General features: G+C 72.2%; 18 protein-coding genes. 9 read left to right on the top strand and 9 right to left on the bottom strand.

What is annotated here, in order from left to right; translation table 11 throughout:
• Position 1: 1 nt before the first annotated feature.
• Both ABD286_RS01290 and ABD286_RS01285 read right to left on the bottom strand, forming a co-directional pair.
• On the bottom strand, positions 2–991 hold the full coding sequence (locus ABD286_RS01290) for a helix-turn-helix transcriptional regulator (RefSeq protein ID WP_344189496.1): 990 nt from the start codon (positions 989–991) through the stop codon (positions 2–4).
• The gene (locus tag ABD286_RS01285; protein ID WP_344189494.1) at positions 988–2,037 is read right to left on the bottom strand and encodes a helix-turn-helix transcriptional regulator; all 1,050 of its coding nucleotides are present in this window, start codon (positions 2,035–2,037) and stop codon (positions 988–990) included. The genes ABD286_RS01290 and ABD286_RS01285 overlap by 4 nt, the downstream gene beginning before the upstream one ends.
• A gap of 52 nt (positions 2,038–2,089) precedes the next feature.
• Between ABD286_RS01285 and ABD286_RS01280 the strand changes: the two genes are divergently transcribed.
• The gene (locus tag ABD286_RS01280; RefSeq protein WP_425565347.1) at positions 2,090–3,205 is read left to right on the top strand and encodes a DUF3866 family protein; all 1,116 of its coding nucleotides are present in this window, start codon (positions 2,090–2,092) and stop codon (positions 3,203–3,205) included.
• 43 nt (positions 3,206–3,248) lie between these two features.
• Here the strand turns inward: ABD286_RS01280 and ABD286_RS01275 are convergent, their stop codons facing one another.
• The 3 genes from ABD286_RS01275 to pafA form a co-directional block, all read right to left on the bottom strand.
• Positions 3,249–3,635 carry an FKBP-type peptidyl-prolyl cis-trans isomerase gene (locus ABD286_RS01275; RefSeq protein ID WP_344189492.1) on the bottom strand — a complete coding sequence of 129 codons (387 nt, stop codon included), beginning with the start codon at positions 3,633–3,635 and terminating at the stop codon, positions 3,249–3,251.
• A 93-nt stretch (positions 3,636–3,728) separates the two neighbouring features.
• The gene (locus ABD286_RS01270; protein WP_344189490.1) at positions 3,729–4,652 is read right to left on the bottom strand and encodes an FKBP-type peptidyl-prolyl cis-trans isomerase; all 924 of its coding nucleotides are present in this window, start codon (positions 4,650–4,652) and stop codon (positions 3,729–3,731) included.
• A gap of 146 nt (positions 4,653–4,798) precedes the next feature.
• The gene (gene pafA / locus ABD286_RS01265; protein ID WP_344189488.1) at positions 4,799–6,166 is read right to left on the bottom strand and encodes a Pup--protein ligase; all 1,368 of its coding nucleotides are present in this window, start codon (positions 6,164–6,166) and stop codon (positions 4,799–4,801) included.
• An 82-nt stretch (positions 6,167–6,248) separates the two neighbouring features.
• On the opposite strand from pafA, the gene ABD286_RS01260 reads away from it, so the two are divergent.
• From ABD286_RS01260 to ABD286_RS01245, 4 genes are all read left to right on the top strand, one after another.
• A complete protein-coding gene (locus ABD286_RS01260) occupies positions 6,249–7,247 on the top strand; it encodes an NAD-dependent epimerase/dehydratase family protein (RefSeq protein ID WP_344189486.1) in 999 nt (332 codons plus the stop codon).
• Positions 7,248–7,421: 174 nt separating this feature from the next.
• Positions 7,422–8,342 carry an alpha/beta fold hydrolase gene (locus ABD286_RS01255; protein ID WP_344189484.1) on the top strand — a complete coding sequence of 307 codons (921 nt, stop codon included), beginning with the start codon at positions 7,422–7,424 and terminating at the stop codon, positions 8,340–8,342.
• Positions 8,343–8,393: 51 nt separating this feature from the next.
• The gene (locus ABD286_RS01250) at positions 8,394–9,029 is read left to right on the top strand and encodes a peroxiredoxin (RefSeq protein WP_344189482.1); all 636 of its coding nucleotides are present in this window, start codon (positions 8,394–8,396) and stop codon (positions 9,027–9,029) included.
• A gap of 169 nt (positions 9,030–9,198) precedes the next feature.
• Positions 9,199–9,870 (top strand): dienelactone hydrolase family protein, encoded by a 672-nt coding sequence (locus tag ABD286_RS01245; RefSeq protein WP_344189480.1) that lies wholly within the window; start codon positions 9,199–9,201, stop codon positions 9,868–9,870.
• Positions 9,871–9,949: 79 nt separating this feature from the next.
• Here the strand turns inward: ABD286_RS01245 and prcA are convergent, their stop codons facing one another.
• The 4 genes from prcA to dop form a co-directional block, all read right to left on the bottom strand.
• Positions 9,950–10,768 (bottom strand): proteasome subunit alpha, encoded by an 819-nt coding sequence (gene prcA / locus ABD286_RS01240; RefSeq protein ID WP_344189478.1) that lies wholly within the window; start codon positions 10,766–10,768, stop codon positions 9,950–9,952.
• Positions 10,765–11,592 (bottom strand): proteasome subunit beta, encoded by an 828-nt coding sequence (prcB, locus tag ABD286_RS01235; protein ID WP_344189476.1) that lies wholly within the window; start codon positions 11,590–11,592, stop codon positions 10,765–10,767. Before prcB ends, prcA begins: the two co-directional genes overlap by 4 nt.
• Complete coding sequence (locus ABD286_RS01230) at positions 11,589–11,795, bottom strand: ubiquitin-like protein Pup (RefSeq protein ID WP_344189474.1); 207 nt, start codon at positions 11,793–11,795, stop codon at positions 11,589–11,591. Before ABD286_RS01230 ends, prcB begins: the two co-directional genes overlap by 4 nt.
• A gap of 79 nt (positions 11,796–11,874) precedes the next feature.
• Positions 11,875–13,392: a depupylase/deamidase Dop gene (dop, locus tag ABD286_RS01225; RefSeq protein ID WP_344189472.1), complete on the bottom strand. Its 1,518-nt coding sequence runs from the start codon at positions 13,390–13,392 to the stop codon at positions 11,875–11,877.
• Positions 13,393–13,467: 75 nt separating this feature from the next.
• On the opposite strand from dop, the gene ABD286_RS01220 reads away from it, so the two are divergent.
• Genes ABD286_RS01220 through ABD286_RS18860 form a run of 4 tightly spaced genes read left to right on the top strand, consistent with a single transcriptional unit; the run spans position 13,468 to position 18,834 of the window.
• The gene (locus ABD286_RS01220) at positions 13,468–14,478 is read left to right on the top strand and encodes an alpha/beta hydrolase (RefSeq protein WP_344189470.1); all 1,011 of its coding nucleotides are present in this window, start codon (positions 13,468–13,470) and stop codon (positions 14,476–14,478) included.
• Positions 14,479–14,514: 36 nt separating this feature from the next.
• Positions 14,515–15,504: a ribose-phosphate diphosphokinase gene (locus tag ABD286_RS01215; protein ID WP_344189468.1), complete on the top strand. Its 990-nt coding sequence runs from the start codon at positions 14,515–14,517 to the stop codon at positions 15,502–15,504.
• Complete coding sequence (locus tag ABD286_RS01210) at positions 15,501–15,947, top strand: DUF3054 domain-containing protein (protein WP_344189466.1); 447 nt, start codon at positions 15,501–15,503, stop codon at positions 15,945–15,947. Before ABD286_RS01215 ends, ABD286_RS01210 begins: the two co-directional genes overlap by 4 nt.
• Positions 15,948–16,005: 58 nt before the next feature.
• Positions 16,006–18,834: an AMP-binding protein gene (locus tag ABD286_RS18860; protein ID WP_425565299.1), complete on the top strand. Its 2,829-nt coding sequence runs from the start codon at positions 16,006–16,008 to the stop codon at positions 18,832–18,834.
• The last annotated feature ends 24 nt before the right edge of the window (positions 18,835–18,858 follow it).

Genomic DNA, 18,858 nt, shown 5'->3' with positions numbered 1-18,858 from the left:
CCTACCCGTCCGTCCCGGGAGCGGCGGCTTCGATGCCGTATGCCGCGAGGGCAGCGGTGGCCCCGCTGGTCACCGCCTGCGCGAGCTCGGCCGGTGCCACCACGGTGGCGTGCCCACCGAGGCGCAGCACCAGGCGACGCAGCCACAGGGTGTCGGCAGTGCGCAGCGTGACCGTGAGGGACCCCTCCGGTCCCGGCTCGACCGTCTCGACGGGGTAGTAGTCGGCGACCCACGCGGCGCCCCGCGCGAGGTGCAGCGTGACGAGGGTGTCGTCGGGTCGCGGGGTGAAGGTGCCGGCGTCGAGGTCGCGCAGCTGGGCCTGCTCCGGGGGCGTCCCGTCGACGTCGAGGACCTCGAGGGACTCGATGCGGTCCATCCGGAAGAGCCGGGTGTCCTGGGCGCGGTGGCACCAGCCCTCGAGGTACCACCGGGCGTCGAGGTTGACCACGCGCATGGGGTCGACGTCGCGCTCGGTGGACTCGTCGCGGCTCGGCACGAGGTAGTGCAGGTGGATCCGGCGGTGGCCCTCGACCGCTCGGCGGGCGTCGGCGAGCAGGTCTGCCTCGACCCCCTCGCTGATGGCGACCTCGACCCGCGAGGCCGCCTCGGCGCTGGCGCCGGTCGCCTCCTCGAGCTTGGCCATGGCCCGCTCGATGGCGTCGCGCTCCCCCAGTCCCGGGACCGAGGCGAGGGCGCGCAGGCCCACCATGAGGGTGAGTGCCTCGTCGCGACCGAGGCGCAGCGGGCGGGCGATGGTGTCGGCGTTCGTCACGAAGACCCGGCCGTTCTCCCACTGCGCGTCGATGAGCTCGTCGGGCATCTGGCCGTACCCGCACAGGTAGAGCAGGCGCAGGTCGGCGTCGAGCTGCTCGACGGTGATCCCGAGCTCGGCGGCTGCCTGTTCGGTGTCGATGCCCTGGCGGTTCACCAGCCAGGGCACCATGGTCAGCAGCCGGGTCAGGCGGGCGGTCGCGGTCTCGGGCGCGCTCATGCGGTGCCTCCCGTGGCGGCGTGGGCGGCGACCGCACCCTTCAGCCGTTCGACGACGAGGTCGCGCACCTCGGTGGGGGCGTCGACCACGACGTCCGCGCCGTACCCGCTCACCTCGTCGGCGAAGGCGTAGGGATCGGTGAAGGGGACGGCGAGGGTGGTCCACTCCCCCCGGTCAGCAGGGGCGGCCTCGGAGGTGGCCTCGGCGAGCGCTGTCTCGGTCCCGAGGTCGGTGGTGGGCGTCCCCCGACGGCGCAGCGACTGGCCGCGCCCGTCGCGGACGCGCAGGACCGCGCTGCGGGGCGCCTGCTCGCCCACGGTGGTGCGGATCATCTCCTGCGCCCGGTGGTCGGCCGGCACGACGTAGGGCTCGGCCCTGCGGACGACGGACACGGCTCCGTCGATGCGCGAGAGGCGGAAGACGCGCGGTGCCTCGCGGTCGAGGTCGAAGCCGGTGAGGTACCAGCGCCCGTGCCACGAGGCGAGGCCCCACGGCTGCACGGTGCGGGTGTTGACCTCGCCCTGGCCGCCGGTGCGGTAGCCGAAGGAGATCGTCTGCTGGCCGACGACGGCGTTCTTCACCGGCTCGAAGGCCGGCTCGCTCGTGCCGAGCCGCGGCTCGATCCCGATGAGGGAGTCGCCGTCGCGCTCGATGCCGGCGGCCTTGAGCTTGCGCAGCGCCTGGGCGGCCGGTCCGGCGAGCGAGGCGTGCGCCCACGTGCGGCTGGCGAGGCCGAGGACGGCGAGCTCGTCGGGCTCGAACTCGATGTCCGGCAGGGCGTACTCGCGCTGGTCGATGCGGTAGCCCACCTCGTCGTCCCACACGCCGCCGATCTCGGCGGTGACGAGCGGGATGCCGAGCTCGCGCAGCTCGTCCTTGTCGCGCTCGAACATCCGGTCGAAGGCCTCGTCGCTGGCGGCGTCGCCGTACTGCGGCACGATGTCGCGGATCTTGGACTTCGGCAGCGGCCGACGGGTGTAGAGCAGGCAGAGCACGAGGTTGAGCAGGCGCTCGGTCTTGGCCGCCGGGCCGGTGGGTGAACTCACCCGCACGACGCTACCGGAGTGGTGGGCGGCGTCCGTGACTACTCTGCGTGTCGTGATGCAGTGGCGCGAGGGCACGGTCCAGCAGGTGCGCGGCCGGTGGCCGGGCGCCGTCGAGTATGCGGTGCAGCTGGCCGGCGGCGACGGTGACGTCGTGCGCGCCCTGGCCTACACGGCCCTCGTCGGCGAGCCCGAGGTCGGGGACCGGGTCCTGCTCAACGCGTCGGCGCTGCTGCGCGGACTGGGCACCGGCGGGCTGGCCTTCGTCGTCGCCGTCCCCGAGCGGCTGCCTGCCGACCCGCCCTCGGGGCAGGGCCACATCGTCAAGGCGCGGTACACGCCGCAGCAGCAGATGTTCATGGCCGTCGACGAGCAGGACAGCCCCCACCACGCGGCGCTGACCTCGGGCGCGGCCGACGCCGGCGACCTGCTCGGGATGCCGGTCGTCGTCGCCGACCTCCACTCCGCCCTTCCGGCCGTCCTCGCCGGGCTGCTCGCCGAGCGCCCGGACGCCCGCGTGGTCTACCTCATGACCGACGGCGGGGCGCTGCCGATCGCCTTCTCGCGGGCGGTCGCCGGCCTGCTCGAGGCGGGCTGGTTGCACGGCACCGTGACGGTGGGACAGGCGTACGGCGGTGAGCACGAGGCCGTCACCCTGCACTCCGGCCTGCTGGCCGCCCGGCACGTCCTGGGTGCCGACGTCGCGGTCGTCATCCAGGGGCCGGGCAACGTCGGCACCGGCACGACGTGGGGCTACACCGGTGTCGCCGCCGGAGAGGCCCTCAACGCCGCGTCCACCCTGCACGGTCGTGGGGTCGCGGCCCTGCGCGTCTCGGAGGCCGATGCCCGCGAGCGGCACCGCGGCATCTCCCACCACAGCCGCACGGCCTACGGACGCATCTGCCTGGTCCCGGCGGCCCTGGTCGCCACCCACCCGACCGGGGAGCTGGGCGAGCTGGTCCTGCGACAGGCCCAGGAGCTGGCCGCCGGGGCGACCGGCACGCTGACCGTCGAGCAGGTCGAGGAGGACGGGCTGGACGCGGCGCTGCGCGGCAGCCCCGTGCGGCTGTCGACGATGGGCCGCGGCCTGGACGAGGACCGTGCCGCCTTCCTCTACAGCGCAGCAGCCGGGCGGTATGCCGCCCGGCTGCTGGAAGGTGCTGCCGGCTGAGGACCGGCCGGTGGTCCGTTGCGGACCGTCGAGGGGTCCGCGCTCAGCGGACGTCCACGAGGTCGACCACGAAGATCAGGGTCTCGCCGGGCTTGATCGCGCCGCCCGCACCGCGGTCGCCGTACGCGAGGTGCGCGGGGATGACGAGCTTGCGGCGTCCGCCGACCTTCATGCCGACGATGCCCTCGTCCCAGCCGCGGATGACCTGGCCCACGCCGAGGCGGAAGTCCAGGGGCGCGCCGCGGTTCCACGAGGCGTCGAACTCCTCGCCGGTGGAGTGGGCCACGCCGACGTAGTGGGCCGAGATGGTGTCGCCGGCGCCGGCCTCCTGGCCGTCACCCTCGGTGATGTCCTCGATGACGAGCTCGGTGGGAGCCGCGTCGCCGGGGAAGTCGATCTCGGGCTTGGTGGTCTTGGGGTCGAAACCCATCTGGTGCTCCTTCGGTGGGGGTGGTGCGGCCGGAAGGGCCGCGACGGGTGCAGCCCGATGGCTGCGACGGGTGCGGCCCTGGGCCGCGGTGGCTCAGTACGCCGCGAGGATGTCGACGACGAACACCAGGGTGTCGGTGCCGCTGATCTTGGGCGGGCTGCCGGCCGCGCCGTAGCCGTCGGCCGGGGGGACGACCATGAGGACACGGCTGCCGACGGTCTTGCCGACGAGCTGGGCGTCCCAGGCCTTGATGACCTGCTGCTTGCCGATGACGGTCTCGAAGTAGCCCTGCGGGGAGCTGGCGGAGGAGTCGAAGACCTTCCCGTCCTTCCAGAGCGCACCGGTGTAGGTGACGCGGATGGTCTGGCCGGCCTCGACCTTGGCACCGGCACCCTCGATGAGGTTGGCGCCGACGGTCTTGGTCGGGGCCTTCTCACCCTTGGGGATGGTGATGGTGGCGGGCTTGCCGCTCTCGACCTTGACCGCGGGGAGGTTCGCGGCCGGCTTGACGGCCTTGCCCTCGGCGCTGGCCAGCGGCTTGGTCACGGACACGACGTCCATGAGGAAGACGACGGTGTCGGTGCCACCGACCTTGATGTCGGTGTTGCCCTGCTCGCCGAAGGCGTCCTTCGGCGGGACGGCGACGAGCACGCGGGAGCCGACCTTCTGGTTGGCCAGGCCCTTCTTCAGGCCGGGGAGCAGCGTCTCGGTGCCGAGGCTCAGCCCGAGGTTCTGCTTGCCGAAGTTGGTGTCGAGCACCGAGGAGTCCTTGGCGTTGAGCAGGACGTACTTGACGCTGACGATCTCGTCGTTCTTCACGACGGGGCCGTCACCGGCCTTGACGACGCGGGTCGTGGTCTCGGTGACGGACAACGGCTTCGGGGTGATGGCCACGGTGGGCGCGGTGGTGTCGTTGCCCCCCGTCACCGTGATGCCGTCCAGCGGCGAGGCCTTCTCGGAGTCGTCGGAGTTGCCACAGGCCGTCAGGGCCAGGAGAGCGGTCAGCCCTGCAGCCATCGCCGTCAGACGGCGGCTGGGGCGGGCAGAAGTGGGACGTACAGACACGGTGAGGGACTTTCGCTGGGGGCGGTGGACCAAGCGACCACCCTAACCTCGCAGTCTGGCAAAGCCCGAAACGCCCGCTGTGTGCCACCTGACCGGCGTCAGCCGCGCATGCCCTCGATCAGCCGCTCGACCCGCGCGTCGACCGCGGCGAAGGGGTCCTTGCACAGCACGGTGCGCTGGGCCTGGTCGTTGAGCTTGAGGTGCACCCAGTCGACGGTGAAGTCGCGGCGGTGCTCCTGGGCGGCCTTGATGAAGTCGCCGCGCAGCTTGGCGCGCGTCGTCTGCGGCGGCACCGTCTTGGCCTCGAACACCTCGGGGTCGGTGCACAGCCGTGCTGCCCGGCCGTGCTTCTGCAGCAGGTAGAACACCCCGCGCTGGCGGTTGACGTCGTGGTAGGCGAGGTCGAGCTGGGCGATGCGGGGGTGCTCCATCGGCAGGTCGTGCTTGGCCATGTACCCGGTGATGAGCTTGTGCTTGATGACCCAGTCGATCTCGGTGTCGACGAGCGACAGGTTGCCGGTGTCGACCGCGGTCAGGGTGCGCTCCCACAGGTCGAGGACCTGCTTGTGGATCGGGTCCTCGAGGCCCTCGCGGTCGGCATACGCCTGCGCCCGCTCGAGGTACTCGGACTGGATCTGGAGCGCGGACAGCTCGCGACCGTTGGACAGCCGCACGGTCTTGCGGCCGGTCATGTCGTGGCTCATCTCGCGGATGGCGCGGATGGGGTTCTCCAGAGTCAGGTCGCGCACCACCAACCCGGCCTCGATCATCCGCAGCACGAGGTCGGCCGACCCGACCTTGAGCATCGTCGTCGTCTCGCTCATGTTGGAGTCGCCGACGATGACGTGCAGGCGGCGGTACTTCTCGGCGTCGGCGTGCGGCTCGTCGCGGGTGTTGATGATCGGGCGCGAGCGGGTGGTCGCGGAGGAGACGCCCTCCCAGATGTGGTCGGCCCGCTGGCTCACGCAGTACGTCGCGCCCTTGGACGTCGTCACGACCTTGCCCGCGCCGCTGGTGATCTGGCGGCTGACGAGGAACGGGATCAGCACGTCCGACAGCTGCTGGAACTCCCCCGCCCGGCCGACGAGGAAGTTCTCGTGGCAGCCGTAGGAGTTGCCCGCGGAGTCGGTGTTGTTCTTGAAGACGTAGATCTCGCCCTCGATGCCCTCCTCGGTGAGGCGCTCCTGGGCGTCGGCCACCAGGCCCTCGATGATCCGCTCCCCCGCCTTGTCGTGGATGACGAGCTGGCGGACGTGGTCGCACTCGGGGGTGGCGTACTCCGGGTGCGAACCGACGTCGAGGTAGAGCCGGGACCCGTTGGAGAGGAAGACGTTGGAGGACCGGCCCCACGAGACGACCTTGCGGAAGAGGTAGCGCGCGACCTCGTCGGGCGTCAGCCTGCGCTGCCCCTCGAACGTGCACGTGATGCCGTACTCGTTCTCGATCCCGAAGATCCGGCGGTCCATGGACCCACTCTAGGCACGAAGTCCGCGAGGACCGCGGCGAACGCCCTCGACAGCGGGCTGTCGGCACTGCTTCGGTGGAGCCATGAAGCTGCTGGTGCTCGGTGGGACGGCGTGGCTGGGTCGAGAGTTGGCGGCACACGCCGTGGCGCAGGGGCACGACGTGACCGCCCTGGCCCGTGGCACGTCGGGGGCGGTGCCCGACGGCGTCGACCTCGTCCGGGCGGACCGCGATGCCCCCGGGGCCTACGACCACGTGGCGGACCGCGAGTGGGACGCCGTCGTCGACCTCACCCGTCAGCCGAGCCACGTCCGTGGAGCCCTCGCGGCGCTCGCCGAGCGGACCGCGTCGTGGGTGTTCGTGTCCTCGGTGTCCGTCTACGCCTCCCACGAGCACCCGGGGACGGACGAGTCGGCTGCGGTGCTCGACCCGGTGACCGAGGACGACGAGGACCCGGAGACGTATGGCGCGCGGAAGGTGGCGTGCGAGCAGGCCGTGCTCCGCGCCGTACCGGACCGAGCCCTGGTGGCCCGCTCCGGACTGGTCGCCGGCCCGGGCGACCACACCGACCGCACCGGCTACTGGCCGTTGCGCTTCGCGCACCCGGCGTCGCCCGACGGAGCCGTGCTGGTGCCCGACTCCCCCATCGGCACGCAGGTGGTCGACGTGCGTGACCTCGCGGCGTGGTTGGTGGACTGCGCCCGCGACGGCCGGGCGGGTGTCGTCGACGCGGTCGGTCCCGTTGTGCCGCTCCTGCGCCACCTCGAGACCGCCCGGCAGGTCGCCGGGCACGACGGTGAGCTCGTCGCGGTGTCGCCCGAGTGGCTCACCTGGCACGGTGTCGTGCCGTGGTCCGGTGAGCGGTCGCTGCCGCTGTGGCTCCCGCTGCCGGACCACGCCGGGATGATGGCGCACCCCGGTACCCGGGCGCGTGACCTCGGCCTGCGTCCCAGGCCGCTCGCCCGCACGCTCGAGGACACCCTGGCGTGGGAGCTGGCGTCCGGCCCGGGCCGTCGGCGCCGGGCGGGGCTGGCGCCGACCGACGAGGTCGCGCTGCTCGCTGCCGCCCGCGACGGTCGCTGAGACGGCGGGCGGACACACTCTCCGACGCCGGATGTGGCGCCCGGTGCCATAGGGAGCCAGCGGGTGGATGCGTAGCGTCGGGTCCTGAGCACGACGGCCGGGCACCACCCGGCCGTCTCCGTCCGGGAACGCCGGGAGCCGCGTCCTCGCGGTGGCGTCGAGAGGGGATCCAGCGTGGGACCGCTGACCGAGCAGGTGCCTGTCGACGGCGGGAGCCTCACCGTCCACCGCCTCACCGAGGCCCCCGAGGGCGCCCCGGCCGTCGTCGCCCTGCACAGCATCTCTTCCAACGCGCTCGCCTGGGTGCCCGTGGCCGATCGCCTCGACGGGCGGGTGCACGTCCTCGCCCCGGACATGCGGGGGCGAGCCGAGAGCTCGCACCTGCGCTCCACCGGGCTGGCCGACCACGTCGCCGACGTCCACGCGCTCATCGACTGGTTCGGCCTCGACCGGCCCGTCCTCGCGGGGCACGACATGGGCGCGTTCGTCGCCGCCCTCGCCGCCGCCACGCACCCCCAGGACGTCGGCGCCGTCGTGCTGGTCGACGGTGGCCTGGCGTTCCCCTCCCCCGGGTCGTTCGACGTGGACGAGGTCCTGCACAGCATCATCGGCCCGGCCATGGACCGGCTGTCGATGACCTTCGAGGACCAGGCGGCCTACCTCGACCACTGGGGGCGGCACCCGGCGCTGGGCCCGCACCTGGACGGCCCCTCGGGAGGCGCGCTGGCGGCATACCTCCTGCACGACCTGGCCGGGGAGCCCGGGGCGATGCGGTCCACGTCGAGCCTGGAGTGCGTGCGCGCCGACTGGGCGGACCTGATGTCGGACCCGGCCACGCTCAGCGCCATCCACACCATGCAGTGCCCGGCGACGCTGCTGCACGCCCGGCGCGGACCACTCGCGCAGCCCGAGGGGCTCTACACCGCCGACCGCGTCACGGCCGCGCACCTGCCCCCCGACGTCGCGGTCGCGCTGCTCGAGTCGGACCACTACGGCGCGCTCCTCGACCCGGTCGCCGTCGACGCCGTCGCCGCTGCGCTCGTGCTCCCCGCAGGTCCAACATCCGGACGAGGGGTCCACACCTCGGTCAAGTAACGGCATGTTTGGTCTCGACAAACATCGCGTTACCTTCGAGAAGGAGCCGTCATGGCCACGCTGCGACTGGGCGACGACGCCCCTGACTTCACCGCCGAGACCACCGAGGGCGAGCTGTCCTTCCACGACTGGAAGGGCGACGGCTGGGCCGTGCTGTTCAGCCACCCGGCAGACTTCACGCCGGTCTGCACCACCGAGCTCGGTCGTGTCGCGCAGCTCAAGGACGAGTGGGCGCAGCGCAACACCAAGGTGCTCGCGGTGTCGGTCGACGGGCTCGACGACCACCAGTCATGGAAGGCCGACATCGAGGAGGTGTCCGGCGCCGCGGTGACCTACCCGATCGTCGCAGACAAGGACCGCAACGTCGCCGAGCTGTACGACATGATCCACCCCGGCGCGGGCGACACCTCCCCCGTCCGCTCGGTCTTCCTCATCGACCCGGCCGGCAAGGTGCGCCTCTCGCTGACCTACCCCAAGAGCGCCGGCCGCAACTTCGACGAGATCCTCCGGGCGCTGGATGCGCTGCAGGTCAACGACTCCGGCCCCTTCTCGACGCCTGCCGACTGGAAGGTCGGCGAGCGCGTCATCGTCGCCCCGACCGTCTCCACCGAGGACGCCCAGGAGCGCTTCCAGGGTGTCGAGGTCGTGAAGCCCTACCTCCGCTACGCCGACGCGCCCAGCGCCTGACCCTCACAGTCCCGTCCCGACCACCGAAGGGTGGGAGACGGCCCCTCGGCACCGGCTGAGTGGTCGTCCTCCCACCCTTCGCTGCGCTGCCGGCGGACTGCGCCTACGTTGGGTCCATGGCAGACCTGAGCACTTCGGAGTCGTGTCCATCCGCGTCGACGGGGCCACCATGCCCGCCGACCTCTACCTGCCCGAGTCCGGCGAAGGACCCGGCATGGTCGTCTACCAGGAGATCTTCGGGGTCACCGACTACATCTCCTCGCGGGCCAGGGACCTGGCGGCCCTCGGCTACGTCGTCCTCGTCCCGCACCTCTACCACCGCCTCGGTGACGAGGTCGTGCAGGAGGGTGGCGAGGGCCTGCCGCGGGCGATGGAGCTGATGAACGAGTTCGACTGGGAGCAGGGCGTCAAGGACGGTGTCGCGGCCCTCGCCGCGGTCCGCGCCCGCGACGAGGTGCGCGGACCGGCAGGGGTGATCGGCTTCTGCTTCGGTGGCGGTATGGCGTTCAACGTCGCCGCCGCGGCGAAGGCCGACCGTGCGGCGCCCGACGCGCTCGTCAGCTACTACGGCTCCGCCCTGCCGAACCTGCTGGAGCTGGCACCCGAGGTCACCTCGCCGAGCCTGCACCACTTCGGCACGGCGGACGACTACATCCCCATGGACAAGGTCGAGGAGATCGAGGCGGCGGTCACCGCCGGCAACGACGACGTCAGCTTCCTGACCTACGAGGGTGCCGGGCACGCGTTCGACAACCCGTCGCCGATGTTCCACCACGAAGCCGCCTCCAGCCAGGCCTGGGTGGCGACCGAGAGCTTCCTGCTCGAGAAGCTCCCCGTCTGAGCTGACGTCCGACCGCACGCAACAGGCCGCCCCGACCCGGGGCGGCCTGTCGCGTGACCGGGTCCGAGTCCGGGTCCGGCTACTCGGTGGGGCGCTGGGTCTGCGGGTTGGTCGACTCGTCGCGCGGGGACTCCCCGGTGAGGGTGTCGTGGCGACCCGGGGTGGGGTCGTCCTCGGCGGGAGCGTCGTGCATCGGGTCGTCGGTGCTCAGCAGGGCGTCGAGCAGGCCGCCACCGATCCGGCGGAACGTCCGCCGCGGACGCTCTCGGTCGAGAACGGCCACCTCGAGCTGCCCGGCACCCAGCGTCCTGGCCGGTCCCCCGGCAGGGTCCTTGGCCAGCAGTTCGACGGCCAGGCGCAGGGCGTCGGCCAGGGACAGGCCGGGCTCCCACCGCTCCTTGAGCCCGGTCTCGATCGGCTCGGCGGCACCACCCATGGCGACGAAGCCGCGCTCGTCGGCGACCGACCCGTCGTAGGTCAGCCGGTAGATCTGGTCGTCGTCGGCCGTGCTGCCCACCTCGGCGACGACGATCTCGACCTCGTAGGGCTTGGACTCCTGGGTGAAGACCGTGCCGAGCGTCTGGGCGTACGCGTTGGCCAGACCACGGGCCGTGACGTCGGTGCGGTCGTAGGAGTAGCCGCGAAGGTCGGCGTAGCGGACACCGGCGACGCGCAGGTTCTCGAACTCGTTGTACTTGCCCACCGCGGCGAACGCGATGCGGTCGTAGATCTCCGAGACCTTGTGCAGGGCCCGCGACGGGTTCTCCGCGACGAACGCGATGCCCTTGTCGTAGCCGAGGACGACGACCGAGCGACCGCGCGCAATTCCCTTGCGAGCGTAGTCAGCCCGGTCCTTCATCAGCTGCTCGGGCGAGACGTAGAACGGCATGCTGCTCATCGCGCACCTCCCGGGTTGCCCTGGCGGGCCGCGATGACGGCCTCCACGGTGGTCCGCAGCTCGTCGTCGGACCGGAACACCACACCGGCGTCCCCCACGACCGCGACGGTCGGCCAGATGCGGCGGCCCACGTCGGGACCGCCGGTCGCGGAGTCGTCGTCGGCCGCGTCGTAGAGGGCCTCGACGGCGACCGAGACGGCGCCGTCGGCCGACAGTCCGGGGCGCCAGAGCTTCTTCATCGCACCGCGCGCGAACAACGAGCCCGACCCCACGCTGTGGTGGTCGTGCTCCTCGTAGCAGCCGCCGGTCACGTCGTAGGAGAAGATCCGACCCGCGCGCTTGTCGAGGTCGTAGCCGGCGAACAGCGGCACGACGGCCAGTCCCTGCATCGCCATGCCGAGGTTGGCGCGGATCATCGAGGCGAGGCGGTTCGCCTTGCCCTCCAACGAGAGCAGCGTGCCCTCGATCTTCTCGTAGTGCTCGAGCTCGACCTGGAACAGCTTGACCAGCTCGATGGCGATGCCCGCCGTGCCGGCGATGCCGACCGCGGAGTACTCGTCACCGGCGAAGACCTTCTCCATGTCGCGGTTGGCGATGAGGTTGCCCATCGTCGCGCGCCGGTCGCCGGCCATGACCACACCGCCGTCGTAGGTGACCGTGACGATCGTCGTGCCGTGCGGTGCCTCCATGGTGCTCCCGACGGGCAGGGCCCTGCGGGAGGGCAGGAGGTGCGGGGCGTGCGCCCCGACGAAGTCGGTGAAGGACGAGGAGCCCGTGGACAGGTATGCCGCGGGGAGCCTCCCCGCGTCGGCGCCTGTGGTCACTGGCCACCCTTCTGGACGAACCCCCGGACGAACTCCTCGGCGTTCGACTCGAGGACGCCGTCGATCTCGTCGAGGACGCTGTCGATGTCGGAGTCGAGGTTCTCCTTGCGGACGGTGGCCTCCGGCGCGGCCGGGGTGGGCTCGGGCGCCTCGTCGGGCGCGTCGTCCCTGCGCTGTGGGCGGCTCTGCTCCTGGCTCGGCATGTCCGTGACCTCTCGCTCGGTGCTGCGTGTCGCGACGCGGGCGGCGGTGCGCCCGTCCTGCGTCGACCCTAGTCCGAACCTAACCCGATGCCGAGGCCAACTCGCGCAGCAGGGTGGCGGCGTCCGGACTCCGGTCGAGCAACGATCCGACGCTGGCCCTGGTGCCCCGCAACGGTTCCAGCATCGGCACCCGCTGCAGCGAGGCGTGGCCGGGGACGTCGAAGATGACCGAGTCCCACGACGCCGCCGCGATCTGGTCCGGGTACTTCTCGAGGCACTTGCCTCGGAAGTAGGCCCGGGTGTCCTCCGGGGGTTCGCGCACCGCCTCCAGGACAGCCGCGTCCGGCACGAGCTCCTCGAAGCGACCGGAGCGGCGCAGCCGGTGGAACAGCCCCTTGTCGGGACGCACGTCGGACCACTGGATGTCGATGGCGCGCAGCCGCGGGTCCGACCAGTCGAGGCCGTCGCGGTCGATGTACCCCTGGAGCACCTGCTGCTTGCCGACCCAGTCGACCTCGCGGGCCGCCTCGGACGGGTCGCGCTCGAGCTTGTCGAGCACCACCGCCCACCAGTGCATGACCTCGGTGGTGTCGCTGTCCCGCTCGGCGCCGTACCGGTCCTGGAGGTAGCGCTCGGCGGCGTCGTGGTAGCGCCACAGGAGCTGCACCGCGGTGAGCTTGGTGCCGTCGCGCAGCTCGACGAGCTGGCGGCAGGTGGGGTCGTGACTGACGGCCTGGAGGGTCGCGACGGGGCGTGCGACGGTGAGGTCCTCGCTGATCGCGCGGTCCTCGATCATGGCCAGCACCAGGGACGTGGTGCCGAGCTTGAGCAGGTTGGCGACGTCGCAGTGGTTCGCGTCGCCGAGGATGACGTGCAGCCGGCGGTACAGGTCGGCCACCGCGTGCGGCTCGTCGCGGGTGTTGATGATGGGCCGCTTGAGCGTCGTCTCGAGGCCGACCTCGACCTCGAAGAAGTCGGCGCGCTGGCTCAGCTGGAACCCGTCGCGGCGCGAGTCCACCCCGATGCCCACGCGGCCCGAGCCCGTGAACACCTGCCGGGCCACGAAGAAGGGGACGAGGTGGCGCACGATGTCGGAGAACGGCGTCTCGCGGCGCATGAGGTAGTTCTCGTGGGTGCCGTAGGACTGGCCCTTGCCGTCGGTGTTGTTCTTGTAGAGGTTGACCCCCGGCGGGACCTGTGAGAGGCGACGCACCGACTCGGCCATGATCAGCTCGCCGGCGCGGTCCCAGGCCACGGCGGCCCGCGGGGTCGTCACCTCGGGCGAGGAGTACTCCGGGTGCGCGTGGTCGACGTAGAGCCGCGCGCCGTTGGTGAGGACGACGTTGGCCAGCGTCGGGTCCTCCTCGTCGGTGAGCTGGCTGGGGTCGGCGACGCCGCGACCCATCTCGAACCCGCGGGCGTCGCGCAGCGGTGCCTCGTCGGCGTAGTCCCACGAGGCGTGCGCCGCCCGGATGCCCTGGGCGGACGCATACGCGTTGACCACCTGGCCGGACAGGATCATCGGGTTGGCCGCGGGGTCGCCCGGCACGGAGATGCCGTACTCCGTCTCGATCCCCATCACCCGGCGGACCGTCATGGACGTGACCCCGCGAGCTGTCCGTGCCCTGCGTGCTGACTCATGTCCTCACCCTAGGTGAGTTAGTTTCTGGTCATGCGTCACTCCCCCCGAGCGTTGTACCCGCGGACCGCCGCCCTGACCGCCCTGCTGGACAACGGGCTCCGGCCCCCGGTGGAGCGGCGCACCGTCGAGCAGATCCAGGCCGAGCGGGGCGCGGTCACCCCCGACCGCCCGCCGTTCTCGTGGATCACCGGTGCGGTGGACCGGTCCGTGGGCATCACCTACGGGACCGCCCCCGCTCGTGACGGCCACTCGATCCCCCTGCGGCTGTACCGCCCGCGGGCCGTGCGCGACACCCAGACCGACGTCCCGGTCATCGTCTTCCTCCACGGCGGCGGCTTCGTCCAGGGCAACGTCGTCATGTACGACCCCCTGTGCAGCCACCTCGCCGCCCGGGTGCGCGCCGTGGTCGTCAGCGTGGACTACCGCCTGGCCCCGGAGCACCGGGCGCCGACCGCCGCCCACGACTGCGTCGACGCGACGACCTGGGTGGCGGCGCAGGGCGACGTGCTGCGGGCCGACACCTCCCGCATCGGACTGTGCGGCGACAGCGCCGGCGGCAATCTCGCCGCGGTCACCGCCCAGGTGCTGCGCGACCGCGGCGACTCCCCGGTGCGGCACCAGGCGCTCATCTACCCCGCGACAGACATGACGCTCGCCTCCCCGTCGATCCACGAGCTCGCCGGTGCGCCGATGCTGACCCGGTCGAGCATCGTGGCCTTCCGGAACCACTACGCCCCCGAGGGCGCCGACCACCGTGACCCACTCATCTCCCCCCTGTTCGGCCGCCTCGACGGGCTGCCGCCGGCCCTCATCCAGACGGCCGACCGTGACCCGCTGCGCGACGACGGGTCCCGTTACGCGACCGCGCTGAGGGAGGCCGGGGTCCCCGTCCGGCTCACCAACTACGTGCGGGTGCCGCACGGGTTCGCCTCGATCCCCGGCGTCGTGCCGACGGCGGCCCAGCACCGGGCCGAGCTCGTGGGCGAGATGCAGTCCCACCTGTGGGACGGGGAGGTCCCACGAGTGCCCTCTGCCGGTTAGTCTCGACCTGCATCACCGGTCGACCGAGGAGCAGCAGTGCGGGACATCGTCGTTTTCTCCGGGAGCGCCCACCGCGACCTGGCCCGACGCATCTGCGACGCCCTGGGGGTCGACCTCTCCCCGGCCGACATCACGCGGTTCAGCAACGACTGCCTCCAGGCCCAGCTGCTGGCCAACTGCCGCCAGCGCGACGTCTACATCGTGCAGCCGCTCGTGCCGCCGACGCAGGAGCACCTCATGGAGCTGCTGCTCATGGTCGACGCGGCGAGGGGCGCCTCCGCGGCCCAGATCACTGCCGTCATCCCGCACTACGCCTACGCCCGCTCCGACAAGAAGGATGCCTCCCGCATCTCCCTCGGCGGGCGCCTCGTCGCCGACATGCTGGTCGCGGCTGGGGTCGACCGGGTGCTCACGATGACGCTGCACGCGCCGCAGGTGCACGGCTTCTTCTCGGTGCCGGTCGACCACCTCACCGCGATCGGGGTCCTGGCCGACCACTTCCGGGCCGGTGACCTCACGAACTCGGTGGTCGTCTCCCCCGACCTCGGCAACGCCAAGACGGCCACGCAGTTCGCCCGGCTCCTCGGCCTGCCGGTGGCGGCCGGCTCCAAGCAGCGCCTCGCCGACGACCGCGTCATCATCGACTCGATCGTCGGTGACGTCACCGGGAAGCGGGCCATCGTCCTCGACGACGAGATCGCCACGGGAGGCTCCATCGTCGAGCTCCTCGAGCGGCTGCGCGACCTCGGCTGCACCGGTGCCGACGTCGCGTGCACCCACGGCCTGTTCGCCGGCAAGGCGGTCGAGCGGTTGCGCGACCACCCGATGATCGGCGAGGTCGTCACCACCGACACCGTGCCCGCGCCCGCGCACTGGCCCGAGCTCCAGGTGCGGTCGGTGGCCCAGCTCTTCGCCGAGGCCATCAAGCGGATCCACGCCGGCGAGTCGGTGAGCAGCCTGTTCGACGGCGTCGACCCCACCCTGTCGCCGCCGCAGGCCACCCTCTTCGACAAGGTGCGCGCGTGAGGCGTGCCGTCGGCGCCTTCCTGGTCGACGTCGCGGGCGTCCTGCTGTTCGCCTCCTTGGGACGCGCCACCCACGCAGACGGCGTCACGGTGGGCGGGGTGCTGCTCGTCGCCTGGCCCTTCGTCGTCGCGCTGGCGCTGGGCTGGGGGCTGGCTCGCACCCGTGGCTCGTGGCCGGTCGGCGTCGCCGGCTCCCCCGTCGTGTGGCTGACCACCGTGGTGCTCGGCCTGGCCCTGCGGGTGGCCACGGGCGGAGGCTTCGCGTGGAGCTTCGCCGTGGTGACGCTCGTGGTGCTCGGCGTGTTCGTCGTCGGCTGGCGGTGCGCCCGCGAGGTCGTGCGGTTCGCGGTCGAGGGCCTGGCCCGGTGGTCCCACGACCGCGGAGCCGACCGCGCCCGTGCAGATCGCGCTCGGGCGGACCACCGCGAGCACTCGCCGCGGTAGCACCCCACCCCGGGCAGGGCATTTGAGTTTGGTAAGCCTTACCTAATACTCTCACCGGGTGGTCGTGTCCCCCGTCGTCTCCCCCGACCGCGAGTCCGTCGTTCCCGCGCCTGCGTCCGTGGCCTTCGTGACCTCGCTGCGGGCTCGTGGCGCTGCCACTGCCGTGCACACCGGGTCCGTGACCCTCACGTATGCCGCGCTGGCCGACCTCGTCGATGCCGCCGCGGCGTCGTTGGGCACTGGGCGTCGCCTCGTGCTGCTCGCCGCCGACAACTCCCTGGACTCCTTGGTCACCTACCTCGGCGCCTTGTCCGGCGGGCACGTGCCGCTGCTCGCGCCTGGCGACCGCGTGCAGCACCTCGACCGCCTCGTCGACGCCTACGACCCCGACGTCGTGGCCGGGGCCGGCGACGGAGGCTGGCAGGTCGTGGCCCGCCACGACGACCCGGCCCACCAGCTTCACCCCGACCTCGCCCTGCTGCTGCCCACCTCGGGCTCGACCGGCTCGCCCAAGGTCGTGCGCCTGTCGCACACCAACCTCGACAGCAACGCCAGGTCCATCGCCGAGGCCCTGTCGATCCGTTCCACCGACCGCGCCGTCACGAGTCTTCCCCTGCACTACTGCTACGGGCTGTCGGTCGTGCACAGCCACCTCGCCGTCGGCGCGAGCCTGGTCCTGACCGACCTCTCCGTGGTGGACCCCTGCTTCTGGGAGCTCTTCGACACCACGGCCGCCACCACGCTCGCAGGTGTCCCCCACAGCTTCGACCTGTTGGAGCGCAGTGGCTTCGCCGACCGTGACCACCCCTCGCTGCGCGTCGTCACGCAGGCGGGTGGGCGGCTGGACCCGGCGACCGTCCAGCGGTTCGCCGCCCTCGGGCGTGAGCGCGGGTGGGACCTGTTCGTCATGTACGGCCAGACCGAGGCGACGGCCCGGATGGCGGTCCTGGCCCCGGAACTCGTCGAGAGCCGCGCGAGCTCCGTCGGTGCCCCCGTGCCCGGCGGCACCTTCCGCATCGAGCCGCTCGGGGAGATCGACTGCGGTTTCGGCGAGCTCGTCTACTCCGGCCCCAACGTGATGCTCGGCTACGCCGAGCACGCCGCCGACCTGGCCCGGGGGCGCGACGTCCACGAGCTGCGCACCGGCGACCTCGCACGCTTCGGTGCGGACGGCCTGGTCGAGATCGTCGGCCGCCGCAGCAGGTTCGCCAAGGTCGTGGGCCTGCGGATCGACCTCGACCAGGTCGAGCGGGACCTGTGGCAGGCTGGGCACCCCTCGCACTGCGTCGACCTCGGCGACGCGGTGGGGGTCCTGACCGAGCGACCGGGAGCAGGCACCTCGGTGACCGACACGGTCCGCCGGCTGCACGGCATACCGGCCTCGGCGGTCGTGGTCCTCGACGGGCTGGAGGCACCGCGCCTGGCCACAGGGAAGCCCGACTACCCCGGGGTGAAGGAGATCCTCGGGGCGCACCGGGCGAGCCGTCCCGCAACGACGGGACAGATGGAGACCACAGCCGCCGGGGAGGGTGATCGCGTCGTGGCGGTCGTCGCGCTCTACCGCGAGCTGCTGGACGCTCCGCACGCCACCGCGGACACCAGCTTCGTCGACCTCGGCGGTGACTCGCTCTCCTACGTCGAGGTGTCGCTGCGCCTCGAGCGCGTCCTGGACGCCCTGCCCGGCGGCTGGCACCTGTTCCCACCGCGGGACCTCGTGGTGGCCCCCTCGGCCGCGCGTCCCTCGCGTTCGTGGCTGCAGCGGGTCGAGACGAGCGTCGTGCTGCGGGCCGTCGCGGTCCTGCTCATCCTGGCCAACCACACCCACCTGTCGTTCGTCCCCGGCGGCGCCCACACCCTGCTGGCCCTGGCCGGCTTCAACCTCGCGCGGTTCCAGCTGACGCACCGGTCGCGGGGCGACCGTGCGAAGGGGGTGGCCCGCAGCGCCCTGCGCATCTGGGCGCCCAGCGCGGCGTGGATCAGCGTGGTGGCCGTCGTCGCGGGCACCTACGACTGGCGCAACGTGCTCCTGCTCAACCAGGTGCTCGGCGACTGGGCCAGGTGGTCCGACCACTGGCACTACTGGTTCGTCGAGGCCGTCGTCGCGCTCCTGCTCGGCACCGCGGCCCTCATGGCGATCCCGGCCGTGGACCGCTGGGAGCGTCGGTGGCCGTTCGCGTTCCCGCTCGCCCTCGTGGGGTTCGGCCTGCTCACGAGGTATGCCGTCGTCGTCCCCGACGCGGGCCCCTACCGGGGCGCCAACGCCTACGTCCTCATCTGGCTGTTCGCGACCGGGTGGGCCGCAGCCCGGGCGACGACCACCGCGCAGCGGCTCCTGGTCTCGGCGATCCCGGTCCTCACCGTGCCGGGGTTCTGGCCGTCCATGCCGATGCGCGAGGTCACGATCATCGTCGGGCTGCTGGTGCTCATCTGGGTGCCCACGGTGGTGGTACCCGCCGTGCTCGGTCGGGCCGCGGCGGTCGTGGCCAGCGCGAGCCTCTTCGTCTACCTCACGCACTTCGTCGTCTACCCGCACCTCATGGCCACGAGCTCGGTGCTCGCCATGGCAGCCTCGGTCGCCGTCGGTGTCGCCTACTGGCGGCTGTGGCTGCGGGTCGAGTCGCTGTCCGCCACGGTGGCCGCCGGGGTGTCCGCTCGTGTGGCCGGTTCGTCGGTGGCCGCTTCGTCGCTGGCGGGTTCGTCGGCGACCGGGCTCCGGAGGTGGAGCAGGGCCAGGCCCGCGAGGAGCACCGCGCCCAGGCCGGTGGCGGACAGCGCGACGACGACCGCGATGTTCCACCCCGAGACGAGTGCAGCCGATCCGTCCCCGGAGCCCGCGTGCGTCGCGACCACGACGAACATCGTGATGCCGCAGGCGGCACCCAGGTAGCGCGCCGTCTGGTTGGCGCCGCTG

This window comes from Pedococcus aerophilus (assembly GCF_039532215.1).
GTDB lineage: Bacteria > Actinomycetota > Actinomycetes > Actinomycetales > Dermatophilaceae > Pedococcus > Pedococcus aerophilus.
Note: the sequence above shows the minus strand (reverse complement) of the source record. Positions and strands in the feature narration are given on the sequence as shown.